Below are 23164 nucleotides of genomic sequence, written 5' to 3' on the forward strand. Positions count from 1 at the left end.
GCGGCCTTTCTTATGTTAGTGAGTCAAAATCAATTACTTCTTGTACACCTGCTTTCCGTTCACATAGGTGCTAAGCACTTGCACACCGCGCATTTCGGCAGGGGCAATGGTCATCAGGTCCTTGTCTACGAGGATGAAATCAGCGAATTTGCCAGCTTCGATACTGCCTTTTTCACCTTCCTCGAAATTAGATCTGGCAGCCCATACCGTCATTCCGCGTAAGGCATCCTCCCTGCTGAGGGCGTTCTCCATCTGGAAGCCTCCTTCAGGGTAGTTCTTTGCATCCTGACGGGCTACAGCGGCATGAAAGGTATAAAAAGGATTAATATCTTCTACCGGGAAATCACTTCCGAGGGGAATATAACCGTTCTGCTGCATCAATTCTTTGAATGGATAGGCGTGTCTGATGCGCTCACTGCCCAGTCTGTCACCGGCCCAGTACAAGTCGGAGGTGGCATGCGTCGGCTGCACAGATGGAATGATGCTGTACTGGCCGAACTTATTCATGTCCTCCGGGTTTACAATCTGGGAATGCTCAATGCGCCAGCGCTTATCATTCTTGCCACCCAGCACGTTTCCATAAATGTCGAGGAGCAGGCGGTTAGCGGAGTCACCGATGGCATGTGAGTTCATCTGGAAGCCGTGCTCGTTTAAAAGTTTGGCAATGTCCCTGAACTCCTGCTCAGAAGCCAGCAGGAAACCATAGTGGTTGTCTTGGTCCGCGTAGGGCTTTAACAGGTTTGCACCCCTGGAGCCAAGCGCACCGTCAGCATATACCTTAAACGAGCGGACGTTCAGCCTGTCAGTTTTGTAAGGGCCGTTCTTGAAGTAATAGTCCTGGTTCTCTTTGTTAGGATTCAGCATGGCGTAAACCCGTATCTGTAGTTCCCCCTGCTGCTGCATGGCGTCTATCAGGTCTACAGTCGACTTGTCCAGTCCGGCATCATCCACGGAAGTAAGTCCTACGGCAAAAACATTCGCCTCGGCGTTCTTCAGTGCCTGTCGCTTTTCGTCCTCATCCGCCTCCGGTATTTTATCGGTCACCATGTCCACAGCGTTATCGATCAGGATTCCCGTCATGCGACCATCTTTTACTTCTACCAGGCCGCCCACCATTTTAGTTTGCGGCTTTACGCCTGCTAGCTCTAACGCTTTCTGGTTGGCCAGCGCAGCATGCCCGTCTATGCGGGTAATGATAACAGGAGTCTCCGGGAAAAGCAGATCCAGCGTGTCTTTCGTAGGAAATTCCTTCTCAGGCCAATCATTCTGGTCCCAGCCGCGGCCCGTTATCCAATCGGCTTCCGGATATTTTTCGCGCTGCGCCACTAACTGCTGCACTACTTCTTCAAATGACTCTGTACCCACCAGTTCCGCAGACTGAAGGCCAAGGCCATAACGATAGAAATGGGTATGGGCATCTATGAGACCTGGATAGATGGTTTTGCCTTCTGCATCCAGCTCTTCTGCGGCAGTATATTGCTCTCGTATAGCGGCAGTGGTGCCCACCGCTATGATTTTACCGTCTTTTACAGCAAAGGCCTCTGCTTTGTCAAAGTTGTCGTTCACGGTATAGACCGTGCCATTAAACACGATCAGGTCAGCTTGCTCCATGCTTTCGTTGGTGCTGGCGCAACTGCTGAGGAAGGAGCTGCCCAGAAGCAGGGCAGCGGCAAGGGTGCGTAGGGTTTTGTTCATGTAATGGGTTTTATTCGAAGCGCATGTGTTTTACAGAATCACCTGTATTTATAAGTTCTAAAAGAGAATCGATGCCGATACTCAGGTGCTTTTCTGCATAGTTTACCGTTACGTGCTGGTCACTTTCAGATGTCTTCACACCCTCTGGAATCATCGGGTTGTCTGATACTAGCAGCAGGGCGCCGTGTGGTATCTCGTTCACAAAACCAACCGTAAAAATGGTGGCTGTTTCCATATCAATACCTATGGCCCGAATCTGACGCAGGTATTCCTTGAAATCTTCATCGTGCTCCCACACGCGGCGGTTGGTGGTATATACCGTACCGGTCCAGTAGTCAAGCTCATGCTTTTTGATCATGGATGATACAGAACGCTGCAGGCGGAACGATGGCAGGGCAGGAATCTCAGAGGGAAGATAGTCATCAGACGTACCCTCACCGCGGATAGCTGCGATGGGCAGGATGAGGTCGCCTATCTGTGTTTTCCTCTTCAGGCCGCCGCACTTTCCTAAAAACAGGGCCGCCTTCGGTTTTATGGCAGACAGCAGATCCATCACAGTGGCAGCCATGGCACTGCCCATACCAAAGTTAATGATGGTGATGTTATTGGCGGTAGCCGATTGCATGGGCTTGTCCAGGCCCTTCAGTTCTACTCCGAAGCGGTCGGCAAACATGCGGACGTAATTGATAAAGTTCGTCAGCAGGATATACTCCCCAAACTCATCCAAGGGCACACCGGTGTATCGGGGTAGCCAGTCCATTACAATTTCTTCTTTCGTCTTCATAATCTTCTTTTACAACTTAAGGTGATATAAAAAATCCGCCCTGGCAGCCGTGACTACTGAGGCGGAGCATCAGAAAATGGCTAAATTGCAGGCATGGATGCTTTGAATTTGCCACCATTTGAACACAAAATTACAAAATCCGGCGCAAATTACCTGATTTTTGATGCAATACGCCGAAAATACGTAGTGCTAACACCTGAAGAGTGGGTGCGGCAGCATTTTGTACATTACCTTATCAATACGCTTTCTTACCCTAAAAGTCTGATTAGCATTGAGCGGGGCACCAACTATAACAAGTTGCAGAAGCGCTCAGATTTATGTGTGTATAACCAGGAGGGGAAGCCCCATCTGCTGGTAGAGTGCAAAGCAACGCATGTACCCATTACGCAGGAAGTCGTGAAGCAGGTCTCGGTATACAACCAAACGCTGCAGGCGCAGTTTGTGGCGATTACCAACGGGCTGGAGCATTTTTGCTGGCAGGTGGATTTCGATACAAGGCAATTTAAGCCCCTGCAGGAGATACCTGTCTTCAATTCTGAATAACTGAATTTTGAATAACTGAATGGTTGAACGATACTGACACCTTGCATATTCAATTATTCAAAATTCAGTTATTCAAAATTCATTCATTGTAAAAGTACAGCTTGTTCCCGATCATCCCGTTTATGAAATACTGCACATACGCCTTTAACTGCTGTTCGGCTGAGGGGGCAGGAGCCATGTCCGCGAGTGTGTAAAACCGCACCTGGTTATCCTGTGTCAGTTCGGTCACCTCATCCTGCTGCACCATAAACCAGGCATTCCCATTATATAACAAGGCGCGGCCGGAGCTATTGTCATCAAAGACAGAACGCCCGAATGGCAGTACCTTATCTACAGAAATGTTCAGGTAGTCTGTTACTGTCGGCATTATATCGGTATGCTGGATGACCTGCGTTTCATTTACGTCGCCCAAATCCTTGGAAGGATGAAACAGGAGCAAGGGCACCCGGTAGTGGCCTAACTCGTTTTGGTAAGCCGGGGAGATGCTTTCCTGCGTATGATCAGCAGTAAGTATAAATAGTGTATTCTTATACCATGGCTCCCTGGAGGCGGCGGCAAAAAACTCCCGCAGCGCAAAGTCAGCGTACCCAATAGACTCGTGTATGTTCAGCTTTCCCTTCGGGAAACGGCCTTTATACTTGTATGGTATCGTGTAGGGCTGATGAGAACTCAATGTAAAAAGAGTAGCCATAAAAGGCTCCTGAAAAGTGGTGAGCTCTTTGGATACATACCGGAGGTAAGGTTCATCGAATATACCCCACTGCCCGTCGAAGTCGCTGGCACGAAGGGTTGACGGGTACTCGTCTAAGCCGTAGTATTCCTGTATGCCGGCTGCCCGTGCGAAATCGTTAAAGCCCATTGTGCCGTTGGCTGCCCCATGAAACATGGCGGTTCGATAGCCTTCCTGTTGCAGGGCATGACCTAATCCATATAATTCATTTGCCTGATAAGGAGAGGTAATGAATGGCTCCTGCATCAGAGAGGGAATACTCGCCAGAATAGATGGCAATGCCTCTATGGATTTCCGGCCATTGGCAAAAGCATTTTCGAACAGCACACCCTGCGTAGCCAGCGAGTCGAGAAAAGGGGTGTAGCCTTTTCCATTGTTTAAGGCTCCTACATACTCCGCAGCAAAGCCCTCTAAAATGATAATGACTATGTTTTCCCGCTTCTGCTCCACATCCTGCTGCTTATATTGGTCAGGATTAAAAGGCAGTGCTGCCAGCAATTCCTCCTCAGTACTGTAATAATGTTTCTCTTCTAGCTGTGCCTTTCCTACACTTTTAATAAAAGTAAAGGGAGTATTCAGTGTGAGGTGACCAAGGGAAGGAGGCTCCAGCACAAAGGCGTGGCTTGGGCGCAGCGGTTTCAGTTGCCAACCACCCCGGATGCCAAACACGGCGAAGGCCGCTACCAATAACAGGCACAGGCTGCGTTTCCAGACGGAAGCCGTAACAGCAGGTGCAGCAGGTGCTTTGGGGTACAGCTTTACGAGGCACAGCACCAGCAACAGGAAAGCAAGGCCGAGATACCAGTAGTTACTCAGCAGCTGCCCGAGTTGATTTGTAATATCATTTGTGATGGTGAAAAGCTCGTTGCTGGAGCGCCTTCCAATGAAACTGAAGAACTCCACATCCACCAAAGCCAGGGCGATAAAAGGCGCATTAGACAGCACAAACACCCACTTGAGCAGGCGCTGGTACCGTGGGTGCAGCGTGTTGCCGGCTGGCAAAAGGGAGAGCACAATAAACAGGCTGTTCGTGATGATGATGGCTGCCACATCAAATCGCAGGCCGTGCAGGAAAGCCAGCAGCGTTTCCATTGCATCAGCCTCCGCAAATGTGCTGTAATGAAAGCAGAAGAAAACTACGCGCAACAGCATATAAAGCCCTAATATAAGGCCGAGGCGGCGCAGCAGTAGTTTAAAAGAGGTGTCGAACATGAAGCTGTTATCTGTAAAGGTGCTGTAGGGAGCACGAGGTGCTTTTATAGCCGCTACCCTGGCTCTTGCTTTACAAACTCTGTGCAAAAATAAGAACGCCTTTCTGACAATGTCAAAAAGGCGCCCCGTTTATCTGATTGTCTTTGTTACAGCACGTTCTCAGCCGGTACAAATTCCAAGCCAAAGGCTTGTGCAACACCCTCATAAACAACATTGCCTTGTACCACGTTCAGGCCTTTCAACAGTTCTACGTTGTCGGCGCAGGCTTTCTTCCAGCCTTTATTAGCCAGTTGGAGCGCGTATGGCAGCGTGGCGTTGGTAAGTGCCAGTGTAGATGTATAAGGCACGGCACCCGGCATATTCGCTACGCAGTAATGTACTACATCATCAATAATATAAGTTGGGTTCTCGTGCGTAGTAGGCTTGCATGTTTCAATGCAACCACCCTGGTCTACTGCTACGTCTACTACCACCGTTCCCGGACGCATCTGCTTCAGCATGTCGCGTGTTATCAGGTGAGGTGCCTTGGCACCCGGTATCAATACTGCACCAATGATAAGGTCGTGGGTTGTCAGCAGCTCACGGATGTTATATTCGTTGGACATGAAGGTGTTCACGTTCGCAGGCATGATATCATCCAGGTAGCGCAGGCGCTGCAGGTTGTTGTCCATAATGGTTACATCGGCACCCATACCAGCCGCCATTTTAGCAGCGTTTGTGCCTACCACACCACCACCCAGAATCATTACTTTAGCCGGACGCACACCCGGTACGCCGCCTAACAGAATACCACGGCCCTGCATTGGCTTCTCCAGGTATTTAGCGCCTTCCTGAATGGCCATACGGCCTGCCACCTCAGACATTGGAATCAGCAAAGGAAGGGTTCTGTCAGCTTTTTCTACTGTTTCATAAGCAAGACACACCGCCTTGCGCTCTATCATGGCGTGCGTAAGAGGCTCGTAAGAGGCGAAATGGAAATAAGTAAACAGCAACTGGTCTTCCTTGATCAGGGAATACTCAGACTCAATCGGCTCTTTTACTTTGATAATCATCTCGGCTATGCCATATACCTCCTCAATCCCAGGAAGCATAGAAGCACCCGCTCTTATATAATCGTCATCAGCAAAACCACTGCCGTCGCCGGCAGTAGATTGTACGTAAACAGTGTGGCCATTGCGCACCAGTTCAATCACGCCGGCAGGTGTAACCCCTACACGGTTTTCGTTATTCTTGATTTCCTTCGGAACACCAATAATCATGTGGTTCTATTTAAAGTGGTTTTGAAAAGCTGCGCAAAGATACCATAAGTATCCTGAAATAAAATACCCGCAGTCTACTACATTTTAGAAGGGTATAACGGGAGAAAAGATGCCGGGGATCGGTATAAAATAAAAAGGCAGCGAAGGAAAAGCCGAAGCCCCTTAAATGAAAAAAGGCAGCGATAAAATCACTGCCATTAGTACAAAATAAAACTATGAAAAAAACTATCTCTAAGGTGCCGGCTTATTTGCCTTCCCTTAACATATCTTGACGTGCCTGCGGCTCTATTACTGTCGCTTTAAGCGTTAGCCTGAGCGTGGGCACTATTATATCATTTGAAAGAACTGTTACTACCTCGTTTTGCTCTTCTAACACATTGGCACTGTACCTTAGTTCCAAAAGTGCTGTTTGTCCTGGTTTTAAAGAAGACTCTGAAACACGGTACTGAACACAGTTGCAGGCAGCCTTTATTCCCTGTACAACAAGTGGCTGGCGGCCCGTATTTTTTATTTGAAACCTGGCAATGGCTTTTTGGCCTTTTTCAAGTTTCCCGAAGTTATAATTTGTGCTGCCAACTGCCAAACGCGGAGACATTATTTTTTGTTCCTGTGTAGGTACAGATTTTAAATCTTTCGGCCCAACGTCACCTTTTATGTACAATACCTGTGTCGGCTCTTCAGCCGTAGAGGTAACTGTAATGGCTTTATGGAACGGGCCCGGTCGGCCCGTGCTATTGTATACTGCAGTAATCACGCCAACTTTTCCCGGTAATAAAGGTTCTTTTGTCCAGGTAGGCGTGGTGCAACCGCAGGCGGGCTGAACAGTGGAGATTATTACCGGCTGATCCCCCACATTTTTCACTCTAAACTCGTAAGTAGCTTGTGTGCCCTCTGCAATAGTACCGAAGTCGTGGGTTTCTTTCTCAAAGCTCAGCTTGCCTTGTGCCCTTGCTGCACAGGCAGCAAACACAAAACAGAGCAGAGTTAAGAAGTAAAGCTTTCTGGTCATAAGCTGAAGAGCAAATTTTAAGCAAATAAAGTTTTGTAATGTTCAGAGCAAAACAAATATACAAAATTCTTTTTCAAAAACTGGAAATTCCCCAAAGTGGCTGCCTGTGCCAAATGTCCCTGAATTTGAATTTAGGGGATTCTTCCGTACTTTTGATGAGTTAAAACACACTATTAGTCTAACTGTAGTCTAACTGATAAAACATGCAAACTGCTGAAGCGTCTATCACTCAAAAACTAACAGCTGAAGAGATCCTGAACGACTACCGTATTGGGTGGGAGAGCCGGCAGGCCAGCCTTGCCGGACGCAAGGAGGTGTTCATGGGCAAAGCGAAGTTCGGCATCTTCGGCGATGGAAAGGAACTGGCACAGTTGGCGATGGCCAAGTTTTTTATGCCCGGCGATTTCCGCTCCGGTTACTACCGCGACCAGACCCTGATGTTTGCAATAGGTGAGTTGACGCTACAGCAGTACTTTGCGCAACTATATGCCCACACAGATATAGAGGCAGACCCCTCCACGGCAGGCCGTGCCATGAATGGCCACTTCGGCACACGGTCTCTGGATGATGAGGGAAACTGGAAGAACCTGATGGAGATAAAGAACTCCAGCGCAGATATATCCCCGACAGCAGGGCAGATGCCGCGCCTCGTCGGGTTGGCTTATGCCTCGAAATTATACCGCCAAAATCCGCATCTGAAGCACCTGAAGCAGTTCTCCGCGAACGGAAATGAAGTAGCCTTCGGCACAATTGGCAACGCGTCTACCTCCGAGGGACCCTTCTTTGAGGCTATCAATGCGGCGGGTGTATTGCAGATTCCGATGCTGGTCTCTGTCTGGGACGATGGCTACGGCATTTCGGTGCCAGCCGAATACCAGACCACAAAAGGCAGCATTTCTGAGATTCTGGCCGGCTTCCAGCGCAACAGCGAGGAGGAGCAGGGATACGAAATCTTTAAAGTAAAAGGCTGGGATTACATGGCCCTTTGCGAAACGTATGAGGCTGCTGTACGTGTTTGCCGCGAGCAGCACGTGCCGGTACTGGTGCACGTAGAGGAGATGACACAGCCGCAGGGCCATTCTACTTCCGGCTCGCATGAGCGTTACAAGCCTGTGGAGCGCCTGAAGTGGGAAGAGGAGTATGATTGCCTGAAAAAAATGCGTGAGTGGATGCTGGAGAATGGTATTGCCACTACAGAGCAGGTAGATAAAATTGAAGCAGAGGCAAAAGATGCCGTTCGTGCTGCCCGTGGCAAGGCCTGGAGTGACTTTGCCGGCGCTATAAAAGAAGACCACGACGAAGCGCTGAAACTGCTGGATAACCTTGCTGCTGTCAGCGACCATACGACACAGATTGCCACTATCACCAAAGAGTTGCGTAAAATAGCTCCTCCCATCAGAAGCGACGCTGTGAAGGCCGTGCGTAAAGCGCTGCGCTTTGTGCGTGATGAGCGCAGCCAGGCCAAGCGTGAATTGGTTGGCTGGTTAGAGCAAGCCATGGGCGAAAACGCAGATCGCTATAACTCCTACCTTTTCAGCCAGTCAGAAAAATCAGCGCTGCTGGTAGAGGAGGTAAAACCGGAGTTTGATGAGAACTCTCCTTCGGTGGATGGCCGGGAGGTACTGCAGGCGTGCTTTGATGCTATGCTGGCCCGTGACCCGCGTGTGTTCGCCATTGGAGAAGACGTAGGCTATATAGGAGATGTGAACCAGGCCTTTGCCGGTCTGCAGGAGAAGTATGGCGAATTACGCGTTACAGATACCGGCATCCGGGAGTGTACCATCATTGGGCAGGGGATAGGTGCTGCGCTTCGCGGCCTGCGCCCTATTGCTGAAATACAGTACCTCGACTATCTGCTATATGCTATCCAGATACTGTCTGATGACCTGGCTACTTTACAGTACCGCACCAAAGGAGGGCAGAAGGCACCGCTCATTGTGCGTACGCGGGGTCACCGCCTGGAGGGCATCTGGCACTCCGGTTCACCAATCGGCATGGTACTCAACAGCCTTCGCGGAATGCACGTGCTCGTGCCACGCAGTATGACACAGGCAGCAGGATTCTACAACACGCTGTTAAAGTCAGATGAGCCTGCATTAATAATCGAGTGCCTGAATGGCTACCGCCTGAAGGAACGTATACCGAATAATATCGCGGAGTTTACCTTGCCGCTTGGCAAGCCTGAAATTCTGAAGGTTGGTACCGATATTACCATTGTAACCTATGGCTCTATGTGCCGCATTGTGGTAGAGGCAGCCAAACAACTGGAAGAATACGGTATCTCGGCTGAAGTAATAGACGTGCAGACGCTGTTACCGTTCGATACTGACCATATGATTACAGATTCAATCCGGAAAACAAACCGGGTGCTGTTTACTGATGAGGACGTGCCTGGTGGAGCCACCGGCTATATGATGCAACAGGTAGTGGATGAGCAGGGTGCATACCGTTGGCTGGATTCCAAGCCTCAGTGTCTGTCAGCACACGCGCACCGTCCTCCATACTCTTCTGATGGTGACTACTTTTCAAAGCCAAACGTGGAGGATGTATTCGAAACAGTATATGATATGATGCACGAAGCTGACCCAGAGGCCTATCCTGCCATCTATTAAAGAGCCTTTAAAGAAAATTAACCATAAAAAAACCCGGCAGTTTAACTGCCGGGTTTTTTTATGGTTAATTTTCTTTATTCTCCCTGGAAAAGCACAACGTCATCTGAATAAACAACATTGCTCTTGTTCAGTGCTCTGTCATAAATGTATATTTCAAAGCGAACAGTATCCCTTGGGTCAAAAATGTCATTAGAGAAGTTGGTGAGTGTGTATCTTATCTCCCCTTCAAGGGTTTCATCCTGATCATCGGTAGAGAGGCGTGGAAAACGGCCGTTCAGGTTCAGGCTTGCTACCGGAAAAGGGTAAGGGACATAAATACTTCCCCTTTTGATCTGTAGATTTGCAAAAAAGTTGTTGAAATAAGGAGAGCTTTGATCGAAGGGTGGCTGGAAATCAGGATCTGAATTGCCTGTAGGAGTCCTTCGGAGCCCTAAATTACCGTCACCATCCGTAAAATCCACAACCACTACCAGGGAGTCAAACGTAATTCTGTTCTTAGTATAGGTGTACTGGTCTACGCGATCGAACGCGATAGTAGGTTCATTGGGGTAGTTCGGTTCCTCGCGGCAACCACTAACCAACAAGGCCAGCAGCAGCAAGGCTGCGCTATACTTTAGGAGGTATTTCATATAGGATATCAGAAAATGAAGCTAAATTTACTAAAACTAACGCAGGAAATATAGGATTTGTTGTATTCAATGGACTATAAAAAACATCATATCAGCCTGCTGCAGCAACAGGAGCTTGCAGACTTTAAGACTGCTGCCTTGGATCTGTTCCGTTACCAGGCGCAGCACAATGCTGTTTACAGGTCATACATCCAGTATCTGGGTATAGAACCAGGCGGAGTACAGGTGCCGGAGCAGATTCCGTTTTTGCCGATAGAGTTCTTCAAGGAACATGAAGTAAAAACAGATGCTTTCGAGGCTGAGGCTATTTTTTACAGCAGCGGCACGACCCAACAAACCCGAAGCCGCCATTTTGTATCTGACCTTGCGTTGTATGACCACATAACAGAGCATACCTTTGAGAAGTTCTACGGGCCCCTGCAAAGTTATGTCGTGCTGGCTCTGCTTCCGTCTTACCTTGAGCAGGGAGGTTCTTCGCTGGTAGCCATGGTTGACCATTTTATCAGAAAGACGGGGCAGCAGGAGGAAGGTTTTTACCTGCGCGAGCACGACAAACTGTTGCAGGCCCTACGGCAGGCAAGACAACGTGGAAAGAAGGTCTTGCTGATAGGAGTTTCATACGCCCTGCTGGACCTGGCAGACAAATTGAAAGGGAAGGAGGACTTTAGCGGCGTCATTGTAATGGAGACAGGAGGGATGAAAGGCCGCCGCCGCGAGATGATTCGGGAAGAGTTACACGCACAGCTAAAAAGGGGCTTTGGCGTAGACACCATTCACTCGGAGTACGGCATGACGGAGCTGCTCTCGCAGGGATATTCCAAAGGCGAAGGCATTTTCTGGCCCGGCTATACCATGCGCATTCTCCTCCGCGACCTTAACGACCCTTTCGATATTAGTCCTGACCATCGCTCCGGCGGCATCAACGTGATAGATCTGGCTAATGTTGACTCCTGTGCTTTTATTGAGACCAAAGATATTGGACGGGTTCACGCGGATGGCAGCTTTGAAGTACTTGGGCGTTTCGACAACTCAGATATAAGAGGATGTAATTTACTTGTTGTCTGAGCATCTTTCCTGCTTAGGGCGCGTTTAAGAGAGGCATGGGTTACATTGTTTTTTTTGCATTGGTAGCAGGCGTATGCCTGCTTTTTTATAGATGGGCCACCCGCAAAACGCGCAGGCGCAAAAAAGTGCTGGCGCAGGAGTTTCCGGCAGAGTGGCGCAAAATTCTGATGGATCGGGTTGGCTTTTACCATACCCTGAAAACCGACGAAGACAAGCGGCGCTTTGAGAAGATGCTGCAGCTCTTCCTGTCAGAGAAGCGAATTACTGGCATAGATGTGGTGGTGGACGACCTGACGAAGATATTGGTTGGCGCGAGTGCCATCATCCCTATCTTCGGTTTCCGGGACTGGGAGTACCAGAACCTGGGAGAGGTACTGGTGTTTCCGGGAAGTATCAAGCGCTACAAGAACGAAAACAATGAGGCGGTTTCAGAAGTGCTGGGGCGTGTGAATCCTTTCCAGAACGACCACTACGTAACCCTTTCCAAGCCTGCCCTGGAGCGCGGCTTCAATGATATGGCCGACCGGAAGAATGTGGGCATCCATGAGTTCGCCCACATGCTGGACCAGGCAGACGGCGAGATAGACGGTACACCGGAAGCCTATTTGCCAGATGATCTAATAAGGCCCTGGCAGGAGCTGATGTACCGGAAAATAAAGAAAATCAAGCAGGGTGAATCCGATATCAACAATTATGGCGCTACCAGCGAGGCGGAGTTCTTTGCCGTCGTTACAGAATATTTTTTCGAGAAGCCAGACCAATTGGCCGAGAAGCACCCCGAGCTATACAAGTTGCTGACAGAGATTTTTCATCAGAAGAACATCAAGCGCCGATTCCGGATCAACTTTAAGGAACTACTGAATCCCTATGGCAAACGCGTGGGCCGCAACGAACCCTGCCCCTGCGGCAGCGGCGAGAAATATAAGAAGTGTTGCAAGCTTAAGAAGTCTGCAGCTTGATTTTCGTTGTTAGTTATTCGTTTTTCGATGATGGGGAAGATACTACGTTCATTGTTTTTAAGTCTCAGCTGGACGACCTGTTGATAGATATAAATTCTAATGTTTTTAGCTCCAGCGGAGCGACCTGTAACTTTGTGTCAGACAGGTCGCTCCGCTGGAGCTAAAGGTTTTTGTAGTCCATATGCTATCAACAGGTCGCTCCGCTGGGACTTTTTGAATTAACCCATGCTTATGATGAATGACATTAAAAGGTCCTGATTCCCCTGTGCTTCTTCTCGCTAAAAGAGCTTGATTGTTATACTTTCGCACAATGCACATTAAAAAATTAAAACGAACAACGAATAACAAGCAGCCCCTGCTTCAGCCGCTGCATAGCCTCCTGAAGCTTTGGCATTTCTATCGCAAAGGACATACGGGCGTGGCCGGGGGCACCGAAGTAGTCTCCGGGTACGAGTTCTAAGCTGTGGCTTTCGCGAAGGTATCGGCAGAGGTCGACGGAGGTGGTTATAGTTTCACCGGACGGTGTTTCCCTGTTGAGGTAATGGCTAAAATCAGGGAAGAAGTAGTAGGCGCCGTCGGGTGTATAGTACTTCACTTCCGGTATCGCGTCCAGCCCTTCCTGCATCAACTGCCTGTTTTGCGCCAGCACCTCCAGCATAGGAGGTAGCGCCTGGTCTTGCTTTTCGAGGGTAGCCAGTGCGGCGTCCTGTAGAAACACACTCACACCTGCTAAAGTACTTCCCTGGAAATCAATACACTTCTTGATTACCTCTTCCGGGCCTAGCATGTAACCCAAGCGCCAACCAGACATGGCAAAAGACTTGGAGAAGCCGTTTATGAGGAAGATTCTTTCTTCTTTCGCCCCCTTGCAGGAAAGGAGAGAAGTAAAAGGCCTGCTGTAAGTAACACGGTCATATATTTCATCTGACAGGATATATAAGTTCGGAAATTCATTTGTCACCTCCAGCAATGCCTCCAGCTCGGATTTTGTATAAATGCGGCCGGTAGGGTTGCCGGGGTTCGTTAATAAAAGTATACGGCTACGGCTGTTCAGGGTCTTGCGGAGCGCTTCAGGAGTTAGGGCATAGCCTTCGGATAGCTGCGTCGGGAGGGGCACCAGCATACCTTTACTGTATTTCATCAGCTCATGAAACCCGAACCAGGCCGGTGTCGGCACTACCACCTCGTCTCCCTGGCACAGCAGTATAGTGAACAAATTGAACAGCGCCTGCTTACTGCCTGGCGTGATGAGTACCTGCTCCGGCCTTACGTTAAGTCCGTCCTTATTATATGTGTTGCAAATCGCCTGTCGCAGTTCCAGCGTGCCTTCTGTGGGGCCATAAAATGTTTTACCGGCTTGCAAAGCGGAAATAGCGGCTGCAGTGGCCGCTCCCGGGCTACGGAAATAGCTGGAGCCGGAGGCAAGGGAGATGTATTCCATGGCAGGATGATAGAATTTCAGTTTTTCAAAAGAAATAAGCTTACGTTTTATTCACTCGCATCATGTAAAGAGTCTCAGCGGGACGACCTGTTGATAGCCTGATAGCCTACATAAACCTTTAGCTCCAGAGGAGCGACCTGTTTAACAAAGCTACAGATCGCTCCTCTGGAGCTAAAGAGCATTAGAAATTATATCTATCAACAGGTCGTCCCGCTGGGACTGGAATTAGCTCGTACATGAGTTTTCATAATATTAGCGAACTATGTATTTATCTCTTTTCATCCGTGCTTAAGCACGGATGAAATAGAAACAAGCTTTGGAGCTACAAAGGCTATACAGCTTAACCCACAGTGAAAAGTACGTCTGCGAAGCCGCAGGCATCATCCTGGAAAACAGTTTCAACGCTGAAGCCGCAGGCTTTTCCCAACTCCGACACCTGCTGCAGCGAGTATTTGTGCGAGTTCTCTGTATGAATGGCCTCCCAGGCATCAAAATGAAAGGTTTGGCCGGTGTCCCGGATATACACGTCCTGGTCCTTTTTGCTGACAAGGAAGCTGCGCATCACCCCTTCGTGCGGGTTGTAGATAGGGTAGTGGCGGAACTGGTCTATGTCAAAATTACCGCCCAGTTCGCTGTTAATGCGGCGCAGCAGGTTCAGGTTAAACTCGGCTGTTACACCGGACGCATCGTTGTAAGCGCTTAAGATAGTGTCCGGGTCTTTGCGCAGGTCGATGCCCATCAGGAGTTTATCCCCGGGGCTAAGGTTGCTGCAGATGCGCTGCAGGAAGTGTTTGCTTTCGTCTGCCTTAAAGTTGCCGATGTTGGAGCCCAGAAACAGCACGACCTTGCGCTCTGATTTATTCTCCTGCAGCCATTCCAGCGCCGGAAAGTACTCGCCCACTACAGCCTGTACGTCCACGGAAGGCATTTCCTGTTGCAGGCTATCGTTGAGCTGGCGCATGGCGTCTCCGGATATATCCACGGGCACATAATCAAAAGCGCTTTTTTGCTCATTCAGCTCCCGCAGCAGAATTTTAGTTTTCATGGCGTCGCCGGCACCTAAGTCAATCAAATGGAAAAAGCTGTTTTCAGCAAACTGCTTTGCCATTTCCTGCCGGTTTTCCGTTAGCACTTTAAACTCGCAGCGGGTCAGGTAGTATTCTGGCAGCGCCATAATGTCCTGGAAAAGCTTGCTGCCAGCGGCATCATAGAAGTAGCGCGAAGGCAGGGATTTTGGCTCTTGGCTGAGCCCCTCGGCCACAACCTTAGCAAAGGTCTCTGTACTGTTGGTGCCGTCCTCTTGGCGGCTCAAATCTATCATGGGTGCTACTGTTCGGGTCAATTCCATCTGTTTATTTTTGTGCAAGCCGGATGCCGTTGTACTGCCAGCGCTTATCGGGGTGAAAGAAATTGCGATAGGTTGTCCGGATGTGGCTTTCGGAGGTGGCGCAGGAGCCACCACGCAGCACCATCTGGTTTAGCATAAACTTACCGTTGTACTCGCCAATGGCACCGGGCGCTTTCGTGAAACCCGGGTAGGGGTGATAGGCGCTGTAGGTCCATTCCCAAACATTACCAAATAGCTGTTGCAGTCCCTCGGCAGCAGGGTCTGCGGCGGTAGGCTCCAGTAGCCCGCTTTCCACAAAGTTTCCTCCTGTAGGTTGATATACCTGCGAGGCCGCCTCCCACTCAAACTCTGTGAGCAGGCGCTTTCCGGCCCAGTTGGCATAGGCGTCTGCTTCGTAAAAACTCAGGTGGCACACCGGGTCATTCAGGTTCACCTTTTCCAGCCCGTGCATCGTGAAGCGGTGCCAGGCATCCTCCTGTTTTACCCAGTACAGCGGTGCTTCCAGGTTCTGGGTATTTACCAGCGCAAACCCCTCATCCAGCCAATGCCTGAAATCCCTATACCCGCCATCCTGCATAAACTCCAAATACTCTCCATTGGTCACAAGCCTGTTCATGATCCGGAAGTCCTCCAAAAGCACCTCATGCACGCCCAGTTCATTATCAAAACTAAAGCCCTCGCCCTGGAAGCCGATGGTGTACGTGCCGCCCGGAATTTCTAAAAAAGTAGCTTTGGTTGCCTGATAGTTGCCTGGCTGCTGTTGCTGTGGCTTATAAACTGGCAGCAGCGGGTTGGTGCTGAGAATATACTTGATGTCGGTGATGAGTAGTTCCTGGTGCTGCTGCTCGTGCTGCAGGCCCAGTTGCAACACTGGCAAAAGTTCAGCTAACTTCTCTTCATCCAGTTGCTTGAAAAGCCGCTGCATATGCTCGTCCACGTGTTGGCGGTAAGCATAGATGTCGCGCAGTGGCGGGCGTGTGAGGGTGCTGCGCTGGTCGCGCTGCACACGGCTGCCCACGCTGTTGTAGTAGGAGTTGAAAAGGTAGCTGTACTGCTTATGAAAAAGCTTATAGCCCGGCAGGTGTGGCTGCAACAGGAAGGTTTCGAAGAACCAACTGGTATGCGCCATGTGCCACTTGGGAGGACTTACATCTATAATGGGTTGTACTACGGTGTCCTCCGGCTCCAGCGGCTGGCAAATAGATTCAGTGCGGGCACGAATATGCTGGTATTGTTGTGTTGTTTCCTGTGTGGCAGGTGCTGTAAAAATGGTGCTCATATTGTCTCAGCTGGTTGGGTTGGTTTTGTCCCTCAATGTGAAGGGCTCATGTTTGAACAAGTGTAAAGGCCGCAGGTTTAGAAATTTCACCGTATCATGGTGAAAGTTGCCGTACTGTCCGGCAGCAGCTACAGGTGTTCGGTTAAAGCATACGAGTAGAACTTAAGATAATGAACCGCCATATACTTGTACTTGAATCTTCATCTACGTCAGAAATGCCGTTTATGATTTATCTTGCCACAAAAACAACAGCAGCAACATATGAGTATGAACATTAGCTATACCCCCCACACTCTGCAGTTTAAGTTCAATGCCCGCACCTCGCGCGGTGCTATTTCAGAGCACAAGGTCTATTTTGTCAACCTATGGCAGGAGCGTGCACCAGAGACAATAGGAGTGGGAGAGTGCGCGCCTCTGGCAGGACTGAGCATAGATGACCGCCCTGACCTGGAGCAGAAACTACAGGAGGTGGTGCAACTGGTAAACGGGCAGCAGGTACAGCTGCAGGCAGAAAAGCCGCTGCCGGAGGAACTGCAGCTGCAGGAGTGGCCGGCGCTGCGTTTCGCTTTAGAAACAGCGCTGCTTGACTTACAGCACGGCGGTCGGCGGCTTTTGTATGACAACGCTTTCAGCCGGGGGGAAGCCGGTATACCCATCAATGGCCTCATCTGGATGGGCGACAGCCGCTTTATGCAGGAGCAGATAGAGAAGAAGCTGAAGGAAGGCTACAGTTGCCTGAAATTAAAAATAGGCGGGCTGGATTTTGTGCAGGAATTGGAAATACTTCAAAGTATACGCGAGGTGGCCAACGCACAGGAACTGACGGTGCGCGTAGATGCCAACGGTGCCTTTTCGCCGCAGGAGGCTTATAAAAAGCTGGAGCGACTGGCCCGCTACGAGCTTCATTCCATTGAGCAGCCCATCAGGCAGGGGCAGCACGAAGCCATGGCCCAACTCTGCGCCTATACCCCTGTGCCCATTGCCCTCGACGAAGAACTGATAGGCGTGCAGCAGCCGGAGGAAAAAGTTGCTTTGCTGGAGAATATAAACCCGCAGTACATCATCCTGAAACCAACGCTGGTGGGCGGCCTCGCCGCCAGCGCTGAGTGGATTGAGCTGGCAGAAGCGCGTGACATCGGCTGGTGGGTGACTTCGGCGCTGGAGTCCAACATTGGTCTCAATGCCATCAGCCAGTTCACTGCCAACTACGACATCACCATGCCGCAGGGCCTGGGCACCGGTCAGCTTTACCACAACAATATTCCGTCGGCGCTGCAGATAGAGCAGGGGCAGTTGTGGTATAGAGGATAAAAGGCAACAGCGGATTTATTCACAATGGGATACACTTTTCAGCAGATAGAAAACAACTTCGGTTATTGAAAGTGCCGTATACTTAATTGGTTATAAATCATTATCTTGTAGTATGGCTGATATTGATATTTACATGAAACTGGCAACCCTGCCAGATGATATGAAAAAAGAGGTAGGTGACTTTGTTGATTTTCTCAAGTCAAAGGCAAAAGCTAAAAGGAAGGTTGAAGTACAGAGGAAAGCCGGTTTAGCAAAGGGGCTCATAAAAATGAAGGAAGATTTTGATGAGCCTTTAAACGACTTTGAAGAGTATCTGTAATGAACCTACTACTAGACACACATGCTGTCATTTGGTTTATTACAGAAGATGAACACTTGCCTGCCAGTGTAAAAGAACTAATAGAAGATACTGCCCATACATGCTTTGTCAGCATCGCCTCATTATGGGAAATGGGCATCAAACATTCATTAGGTAAACTTGATCTGAAAGCAGAGCTAAAGGAGATATTTGAGCTTATTGAGCAAAGTGGATTGACATTATTGCCTATCACAACGGCTCATATCTTAGCGAACACAGCTTTAGATTTTCATCACAGAGACCCCTTTGACAGATTAATCATCGCTCAGGCTAAAACCGAAGGCCTTACACTGGTGTCAAAAGATGATGTGTTTGTGAATTACAGCATTGCGCTCATCTGGGGTAAGTAAAGCCAACGCCAAGCTAACGTCATATTCACAACGGGCATTTGCCCTGGTTACCTCATTTGATTTTTATCCAGGTTACTCTGGCCTAGAAAAGGCTTTATCATGTATAAAGCTCTTGTCTGTTAGCGTGTGGAGGAAAGCAATAAGTTTTTGCTTGTCTGTTTCCGAAATAGGTATTCCGGGCTGATCTTGCTGCTGTAGCTCCGGAGCTAAGGTAGGAGACACGACTATACCCGTTCTGTAATGCTCCAGCACCTCCTCCAACGTGGCAAAACGACCGTCGTGCATATAAGGGGCGGTGAGGGCGATGTTGCGGAGCGTCGGCGTTTTATACTTGCCTCTGTCTGCTGCTGTTTGCGTGATGCGGCCGCGGCCGAAAGCCTGTTCCTCGTTGTCAGGGGAGAAGGTGTTGTCGAGGCCATTGTTGTGGTAGCTGTTATCGGTGAAGAAGTCGGTGGCGTGGCAGTTGCTGCAGTGCTGCCGGAAAAGTGCCAGCCCCTGCAGTTCCACCTCACTCAATTCTCCGCCTGCCTCTTTCCGCAAATACCTGTCGTAGCGGGAGTTCGTTGAAATGAGTGTTCGCTGAAACTGCGCCAGTGCCCGCCCGATTGCCGCCGTCGTGACAGAATCTGAACCAAACGCTTTCCTGAATAATTGTGGATACTTCTCGTGCTGCTGCAATTTGGCTGTGAGTTCCTTCAGGCTCTGGCCCATCTCGTCGGGGTGCGTAAGCGGGCCGAAGCTCACCGATTCCAGGTTTTTGGAGCCCCCGTCCCAGAAAAGTCCCGGCATCCAGGCCAGGTTTACAAGCGAAGGCACGTGCCGGAGCAGTGGCTTGCCTGTTACGCCAGCCGTGGTGAGTACTTTGCCGTCTGAAAAGGCTTTCTCCTGCTGGTGGCAGGTGGCACAGGATATTTTTTCGTTTCCGGAGAGCATCGGGTCATAAAATAGCATGCGGCCCAGCGCCACGCCTTCCCGCGTGAGCGGGTTGCGCTCAGGGCCGGGAATACCGGTAGCCAGGTTGGAGGGCAGAGCAGGTAGATACGTTTCTGTTGCCGGGCTAACGTCCTCCTGCTCTGGTGCATTACAGCCAGCTGTTTGCAGCAGGCAAAAGCAAAGGAGTAGGGCGTATAGCTGGCGGCGTAGCATCCTGTTCTTTCTTATTTTACTTCCACCACTTTCAGAAAGCCATTACTGTAGTTTTCTGCCACCATACTCGGGCCTGCTCCGTGTCCGCCGGAGTTCATCTCATCAAAATCAATCGTATGAGGTCCCTGGAACAGTTCATTGACATCTGCTTGCAAGCTTAGTTCAAAAGTTGCCTGCTCGCGCAGGTTAATGGCCTTTGGCAGATTCAGCGTAAGGATTTTATAGTTGGCATCGCCGCCTACGTGAAAGACCAACGCACCGCTTTCTGTGTCGCCAGTATAGGCTCCCACCAGCGACAGGAACTTATAGCCTGTATCCCAGTCCCATACCATCTCGTTGCTTGGGTCGAGGTCACCGGGCTGGTCGGTGGAGTGGTTGTGCGCCTCATCCACGCCGATGGCCAACTCTATTTTGTCGTAGGTGCCCACCGGAATGTCTTTTAATTCAAAGGCTGTTTTACCGCCCTGCGCTATCAGGTGGTAGCTTTCAGGTTCCGCAAAAGTAGCCTGCCCATTGCTGCTGATGAGCTTTACATTGCTGATGTAGTATTTGAAGTTGCTGACGGAGTAGGTGTCGCCAGCCGGGCTGGTATAGGTGCCTTCGTCCAACTGCAGCGGCGCTGTACCCACCATGTTCTGGATGTTCACCTGCAAGTTGCCTGTGGCTGGGGTGTCGTCTTCGTCGGAGCAGGCGGTTAGCAGGAGCGGCAGTGCCAGCACAAGGAACAGAAGCCAGATAAGCGTATTTTTCATAGGGTGTTAATTATGTGGATCAGAAAAACGTTCGTCTTTCACAAAGTTATCGTCGGTGAGAGCATGCAGGAAAGCGATAATTTTGCGTTTTTCCTCCTCCGTTAGGAGCAGCGTTTTTCCATCTACTTCGTTGGAAGCCTCTATAATGAGCGGATCCAGGTTGGGGCTATTGTACTTGAGGTGGTCGTTATAATGATCCAGCACCTCTTCCAGCGTCTGGAAGCGGCCGTCGTGCATATATGGGGCGGTTAAAGCGATGTTGCGGAGCGAGGGCGCTTTGAACAGTCCGTTATGCCGTGCGTTGCCGGTCACTTCGCCCAGTCCATTATCCGTGAAAGTATCGTCTAACCCGTTGTTGTGGAAGGTGCGCATCGAGAGAAGTGTGCCTCCGTGGCAGTCGCCGCAGTTGCCCCCGCGCAGGCCAATGCCAGGTTCCGGGTGCGTCATGAACAGCTGCATGCCTTCCACTTCTTCCGGTGTAAGCGCTTCTTCTCCCTGCAGGTGCTTGTCGTAGCGGGAGTCGGCGGAGATGAGGGTGCGCTGGAACTGTGCCAGCGCCTTTAGTATGTTTTCTTCGGTAATGGTACCGGAGCCAAAGGCCTTTTCGAATAGGGGCGGGTACAGCGTGGTAGCCTGCAGTTCGTGTACGGCCTCTTCTAAATCCTGGTGCAGCTCATCGTGGTTTTCTATCGGGCCACGGGCCTGCTCTTCCAGGCTGTAGGTGCCGCCATCCCAGTTAAACTGGGTAAACCACTGCATGTTGGTCAGCGACATAGCACCTCGCCGGTGCGCTATACCGTCTATGCCTACCGCCAGCGCCTTGCCATCGGTAAAGGCTTTGTCCTGCTGATGGCAGCTGCCGCACGACATGGTGTTGTTGCCGGAAAGCTTCTTTTCATAAAACAGGTGACGACCTAGTTCCACGCCCTCTTCGGTTAAGGCATTGTCTGGCGGCACAGTAATGTTCTGCGGAAAATGACTTGGGATGGTCAGTTGGTAAGGCGTGGGGGTGTAAGGCTCTACCTTAGGCTCCGTTTCCTTGTCCGGAGAACAGGCAAAGGTAAGCGGAATGATTGCCAGGTAGAGTAAGTTACGGAAAGCTGCCATACTTGATATGCTTGCTGCTATAAGGGGAGAACGTAAATATACATAAATCAATTGTATCGAATCAGTGTTGCCTGGAGTTGCAGGTCAGTCAGTATATTGCCAGCTTGGTTGTCTTTTGTTCTGCTATTGTTTTAGGTTTCAGTATAAGTTAGATTTATACTGCTGCTTATTATAGTGTAGAAATATATCTAAGCTGCTGTCGTGACTGTTCATCCAGAGGCATCTCACCTACAGTTGCATTGTTTCTCTCTGAGCTCTCAAGGCCGAGAGGCCTCGTCTTCGGGCATCGCGCTGGGAGTTTTTTGCGCCAAGGCGCTGCCGCGCGAGCGGCACCAAAAATCTCCAAAGGCGCTCAATCCAAAGACTGGAAACACCCTCACTTCATGCTGAAGGATAAATGAGATTGTGCAGAAGAACATAGTTACGCAGAAAGAATTTGCTTACAAGACCATTTTGCCAGCTCGAAGGAAAAGTATTTCCAGTTTTTCTGAGAGGCGCCTTGTAGATTTCCGGTGCCACGCTAGTGGCAGCCGATAGGCAGGAAATGTACACAGCGCCGAACGGGAAAACGCGCCCTCGCGGGAGTGGAGCGCTAAGTTACACCCATGCAAAAGGCTGCTTATGGGTCGCTGGATGAACAGCGTCCACGGCAGCTTAGACAAATTCAGATGAAGCAACTTAATAGTTTACAATAATGCATGGAATGCACAAATACCAGCAACGTCTAACTCCTAAATCGAATATTACTTAGCGACAGCAAAGCTTTAGCACCAGCCTTACAAATACTTCTCCCGCAGCAACTGCGCTACTTTCACCATGCCGGTGCTGGCTTTCTCTTCGTAGCGGTGCAGGTTGGGGCGCCGGCGCATTTCGGGCAGGTTTGGGTCTACTACGAAAATCGGGACGTTGTCGGGCACAAAGTCCACGAGGCCGGCGGCGGGGTATACTACCAGCGAGGTTCCGACTACTAAAAAGATATCGGCTTGCATGGTCTCCTGCATCGCCTGCTCCATCAGGGGCACCGGCTCTCCGAACCACACAATGTTGGGCCGTAGTTGTGAACCGCGCTCGCACTTGTCGCCTTTCTTCAGTTCCCAGCCTTCCATGGGGTATACAAGCGAGGGGTCCAGAGTGCTGCGGCTTTCAAACAGTTTGCCGTGCAGGTGAATAACGTTGCTGCTGCCTGCGCGCTCGTGCAAATTATCTACGTTTTGGGTGATAATACGCACATCAAAATCCTTCTCCAGGTCAGCAAGCGCCAAGTGGCCGGCGTTGGGTGCTACGCTATGGGCATTTTTCCGACGCTGGTTATAAAAGTCGAGCACCAGGTCAGGATTTTTGCGCCAGCCCTGCGGAGAGGCCACCTCCATCACATCATGCCCTTCCCACAGCCCGTTTGCATCCCGGAACGTGGCAATGCCGCTTTCGGCACTGATTCCGGCTCCTGTTAATACCACCAGTCGTTTTTTCATCTTATACTACATTTAATTTACACTTATACCTCTATACCCTAACTATTCTGCTTGCGTTACCTCCTGCCAGTGCTGTTCCACCTAGGAGTTTTGCAGGCATTAA

General features: G+C 50.1%; 20 protein-coding genes. 7 read left to right on the top strand and 13 right to left on the bottom strand.

The features are described 5' to 3' along the window. Positions 1 to 33 precede the first annotated feature (33 nt). Both DXT99_RS15225 and DXT99_RS15230 read right to left on the bottom strand, forming a co-directional pair. Entirely contained in the window at positions 34 to 1695 is a 1662-nt protein-coding gene (locus DXT99_RS15225; protein WP_115566438.1) for an amidohydrolase, read from the bottom strand. Positions 1696 to 1705: 10 nt separating this feature from the next. Further along, entirely contained in the window at positions 1706 to 2479 is a 774-nt protein-coding gene (locus tag DXT99_RS15230; RefSeq protein WP_115566439.1) for an AMP nucleosidase, read from the bottom strand. 93 nt (positions 2480 to 2572) lie between these two features. On the opposite strand from DXT99_RS15230, the gene DXT99_RS15235 reads away from it, so the two are divergent. Continuing rightward, on the top strand, positions 2573 to 3022 hold the full coding sequence (locus DXT99_RS15235; protein WP_115566440.1) for a type I restriction enzyme HsdR N-terminal domain-containing protein: 450 nt from the start codon (positions 2573 to 2575) through the stop codon (positions 3020 to 3022). A 79-nt stretch (positions 3023 to 3101) separates the two neighbouring features. Here DXT99_RS15235 and DXT99_RS15240 read toward each other — a convergent pair whose 3' ends face one another. From DXT99_RS15240 to DXT99_RS15250, 3 genes are all read right to left on the bottom strand, one after another. Beyond that, the gene (locus DXT99_RS15240; RefSeq protein ID WP_147294235.1) at positions 3102 to 5051 is read right to left on the bottom strand and encodes an LTA synthase family protein; all 1950 of its coding nucleotides are present in this window, start codon (positions 5049 to 5051) and stop codon (positions 3102 to 3104) included. A 59-nt stretch (positions 5052 to 5110) separates the two neighbouring features. Then, positions 5111 to 6223 carry an alanine dehydrogenase gene (ald, locus tag DXT99_RS15245; RefSeq protein ID WP_115566442.1) on the bottom strand — a complete coding sequence of 371 codons (1113 nt, stop codon included), beginning with the start codon at positions 6221 to 6223 and terminating at the stop codon, positions 5111 to 5113. Between the two features lie 244 nt (positions 6224 to 6467). After that, positions 6468 to 7232, bottom strand: a complete 765-nt coding sequence (locus DXT99_RS15250) for a DUF1573 domain-containing protein (protein ID WP_246000750.1) — start codon at positions 7230 to 7232, stop codon at positions 6468 to 6470. A gap of 203 nt (positions 7233 to 7435) precedes the next feature. Here DXT99_RS15250 and DXT99_RS15255 point away from each other — a divergent pair, with 203 nt between their 5' ends. Then, positions 7436 to 9844 carry an alpha-ketoacid dehydrogenase subunit alpha/beta gene (locus DXT99_RS15255; protein ID WP_115566443.1) on the top strand — a complete coding sequence of 803 codons (2409 nt, stop codon included), beginning with the start codon at positions 7436 to 7438 and terminating at the stop codon, positions 9842 to 9844. Between the two features lie 74 nt (positions 9845 to 9918). Here DXT99_RS15255 and DXT99_RS15260 read toward each other — a convergent pair whose 3' ends face one another. Further along, positions 9919 to 10473, bottom strand: a complete 555-nt coding sequence (locus DXT99_RS15260) for a hypothetical protein (RefSeq protein WP_115566444.1) — start codon at positions 10471 to 10473, stop codon at positions 9919 to 9921. 69 nt (positions 10474 to 10542) lie between these two features. On the opposite strand from DXT99_RS15260, the gene DXT99_RS15265 reads away from it, so the two are divergent. Together DXT99_RS15265 and DXT99_RS15270 are read left to right on the top strand one after the other, a co-directional pair. Then, positions 10543 to 11538: an acyl-CoA synthetase family protein gene (locus tag DXT99_RS15265; protein ID WP_115566445.1), complete on the top strand. Its 996-nt coding sequence runs from the start codon at positions 10543 to 10545 to the stop codon at positions 11536 to 11538. Positions 11539 to 11573: 35 nt separating this feature from the next. Continuing rightward, a complete protein-coding gene (locus tag DXT99_RS15270) occupies positions 11574 to 12497 on the top strand; it encodes a M90 family metallopeptidase (RefSeq protein WP_115566446.1) in 924 nt (307 codons plus the stop codon). 325 nt (positions 12498 to 12822) lie between these two features. Here DXT99_RS15270 and DXT99_RS15275 read toward each other — a convergent pair whose 3' ends face one another. The 3 genes from DXT99_RS15275 to egtB form a co-directional block, all read right to left on the bottom strand. Further along, positions 12823 to 13938 (bottom strand): pyridoxal phosphate-dependent aminotransferase, encoded by a 1116-nt coding sequence (locus DXT99_RS15275; protein ID WP_115566447.1) that lies wholly within the window; start codon positions 13936 to 13938, stop codon positions 12823 to 12825. Between the two features lie 340 nt (positions 13939 to 14278). Continuing rightward, positions 14279 to 15286, bottom strand: coding sequence for an L-histidine N(alpha)-methyltransferase (gene egtD, locus DXT99_RS15280; RefSeq protein ID WP_115566470.1), 1008 nt, complete (start codon positions 15284 to 15286; stop codon positions 14279 to 14281). Positions 15287 to 15290: 4 nt separating this feature from the next. Continuing rightward, on the bottom strand, positions 15291 to 16565 hold the full coding sequence (egtB, locus tag DXT99_RS15285) for an ergothioneine biosynthesis protein EgtB (RefSeq protein WP_115566448.1): 1275 nt from the start codon (positions 16563 to 16565) through the stop codon (positions 15291 to 15293). 261 nt (positions 16566 to 16826) lie between these two features. Between egtB and DXT99_RS15290 the strand changes: the two genes are divergently transcribed. The 3 genes from DXT99_RS15290 (at position 16827) to DXT99_RS15300 (ending at position 18584) form a co-directional block, all read left to right on the top strand. Then, positions 16827 to 17876: an o-succinylbenzoate synthase gene (locus DXT99_RS15290; protein WP_115566449.1), complete on the top strand. Its 1050-nt coding sequence runs from the start codon at positions 16827 to 16829 to the stop codon at positions 17874 to 17876. Between the two features lie 112 nt (positions 17877 to 17988). Next, positions 17989 to 18195 (top strand): type II toxin-antitoxin system VapB family antitoxin, encoded by a 207-nt coding sequence (gene vapB, locus DXT99_RS15295; protein WP_115566450.1) that lies wholly within the window; start codon positions 17989 to 17991, stop codon positions 18193 to 18195. Next, positions 18195 to 18584: a type II toxin-antitoxin system VapC family toxin gene (locus tag DXT99_RS15300; protein ID WP_115566451.1), complete on the top strand. Its 390-nt coding sequence runs from the start codon at positions 18195 to 18197 to the stop codon at positions 18582 to 18584. The genes vapB and DXT99_RS15300 overlap by 1 nt, the downstream gene beginning before the upstream one ends. A gap of 72 nt (positions 18585 to 18656) precedes the next feature. Here the strand turns inward: DXT99_RS15300 and DXT99_RS15305 are convergent, their stop codons facing one another. The 4 genes from DXT99_RS15305 to DXT99_RS15320 form a co-directional block, all read right to left on the bottom strand. Then, positions 18657 to 19730 carry a cytochrome-c peroxidase gene (locus DXT99_RS15305; RefSeq protein WP_115566452.1) on the bottom strand — a complete coding sequence of 358 codons (1074 nt, stop codon included), beginning with the start codon at positions 19728 to 19730 and terminating at the stop codon, positions 18657 to 18659. 11 nt (positions 19731 to 19741) lie between these two features. Further along, positions 19742 to 20482: an MbnP family protein gene (locus DXT99_RS15310; RefSeq protein WP_115566453.1), complete on the bottom strand. Its 741-nt coding sequence runs from the start codon at positions 20480 to 20482 to the stop codon at positions 19742 to 19744. 6 nt (positions 20483 to 20488) lie between these two features. Next, positions 20489 to 21589 (bottom strand): cytochrome-c peroxidase, encoded by a 1101-nt coding sequence (locus tag DXT99_RS15315; protein ID WP_115566454.1) that lies wholly within the window; start codon positions 21587 to 21589, stop codon positions 20489 to 20491. A 776-nt stretch (positions 21590 to 22365) separates the two neighbouring features. After that, complete coding sequence (locus DXT99_RS15320; protein WP_115566455.1) at positions 22366 to 23061, bottom strand: SIR2 family NAD-dependent protein deacylase; 696 nt, start codon at positions 23059 to 23061, stop codon at positions 22366 to 22368. Positions 23062 to 23164 lie beyond the last annotated feature (103 nt).

Origin of the sequence: Pontibacter diazotrophicus, assembly GCF_003367245.1 — a bacterium.
GTDB classification, from domain to species: domain Bacteria; phylum Bacteroidota; class Bacteroidia; order Cytophagales; family Hymenobacteraceae; genus Pontibacter; species Pontibacter diazotrophicus.

What these genes read in the sequence shown, in the direction of transcription:
- DXT99_RS15235 (WP_115566440.1), top strand. Translation starts at nt 2,573, where the DNA reads ATGGATGCTTTGAATTTGCCACCATTTGAACACAAAATTACAAAATCC.
- DXT99_RS15320 (WP_115566455.1), bottom strand. Translation starts at nt 23,061, where the DNA reads ATGAAAAAACGACTGGTGGTATTAACAGGAGCCGGAATCAGTGCCGAA.
- DXT99_RS15250 (WP_246000750.1), bottom strand. Translation starts at nt 7,232, where the DNA reads ATGACCAGAAAGCTTTACTTCTTAACTCTGCTCTGTTTTGTGTTTGCT.
- DXT99_RS15315 (WP_115566454.1), bottom strand. Translation starts at nt 21,589, where the DNA reads ATGGCAGCTTTCCGTAACTTACTCTACCTGGCAATCATTCCGCTTACC.
- DXT99_RS15270 (WP_115566446.1), top strand. Translation starts at nt 11,574, where the DNA reads ATGGGTTACATTGTTTTTTTTGCATTGGTAGCAGGCGTATGCCTGCTT.
- DXT99_RS15225 (WP_115566438.1), bottom strand. Translation starts at nt 1,695, where the DNA reads ATGAACAAAACCCTACGCACCCTTGCCGCTGCCCTGCTTCTGGGCAGC.
- egtD (WP_115566470.1), bottom strand. Translation starts at nt 15,286, where the DNA reads ATGGAATTGACCCGAACAGTAGCACCCATGATAGATTTGAGCCGCCAA.
- ald (WP_115566442.1), bottom strand. Translation starts at nt 6,223, where the DNA reads ATGATTATTGGTGTTCCGAAGGAAATCAAGAATAACGAAAACCGTGTA.
- DXT99_RS15310 (WP_115566453.1), bottom strand. Translation starts at nt 20,482, where the DNA reads ATGAAAAATACGCTTATCTGGCTTCTGTTCCTTGTGCTGGCACTGCCG.
- DXT99_RS15300 (WP_115566451.1), top strand. Translation starts at nt 18,195, where the DNA reads ATGAACCTACTACTAGACACACATGCTGTCATTTGGTTTATTACAGAA.
- DXT99_RS15290 (WP_115566449.1), top strand. Translation starts at nt 16,827, where the DNA reads ATGAGTATGAACATTAGCTATACCCCCCACACTCTGCAGTTTAAGTTC.
- DXT99_RS15255 (WP_115566443.1), top strand. Translation starts at nt 7,436, where the DNA reads ATGCAAACTGCTGAAGCGTCTATCACTCAAAAACTAACAGCTGAAGAG.
- egtB (WP_115566448.1), bottom strand. Translation starts at nt 16,565, where the DNA reads ATGAGCACCATTTTTACAGCACCTGCCACACAGGAAACAACACAACAA.
- DXT99_RS15230 (WP_115566439.1), bottom strand. Translation starts at nt 2,479, where the DNA reads ATGAAGACGAAAGAAGAAATTGTAATGGACTGGCTACCCCGATACACC.
- DXT99_RS15260 (WP_115566444.1), bottom strand. Translation starts at nt 10,473, where the DNA reads ATGAAATACCTCCTAAAGTATAGCGCAGCCTTGCTGCTGCTGGCCTTG.
- DXT99_RS15275 (WP_115566447.1), bottom strand. Translation starts at nt 13,938, where the DNA reads ATGGAATACATCTCCCTTGCCTCCGGCTCCAGCTATTTCCGTAGCCCG.
- vapB (WP_115566450.1), top strand. Translation starts at nt 17,989, where the DNA reads ATGGCTGATATTGATATTTACATGAAACTGGCAACCCTGCCAGATGAT.
- DXT99_RS15265 (WP_115566445.1), top strand. Translation starts at nt 10,543, where the DNA reads ATGGACTATAAAAAACATCATATCAGCCTGCTGCAGCAACAGGAGCTT.
- DXT99_RS15305 (WP_115566452.1), bottom strand. Translation starts at nt 19,730, where the DNA reads ATGCTACGCCGCCAGCTATACGCCCTACTCCTTTGCTTTTGCCTGCTG.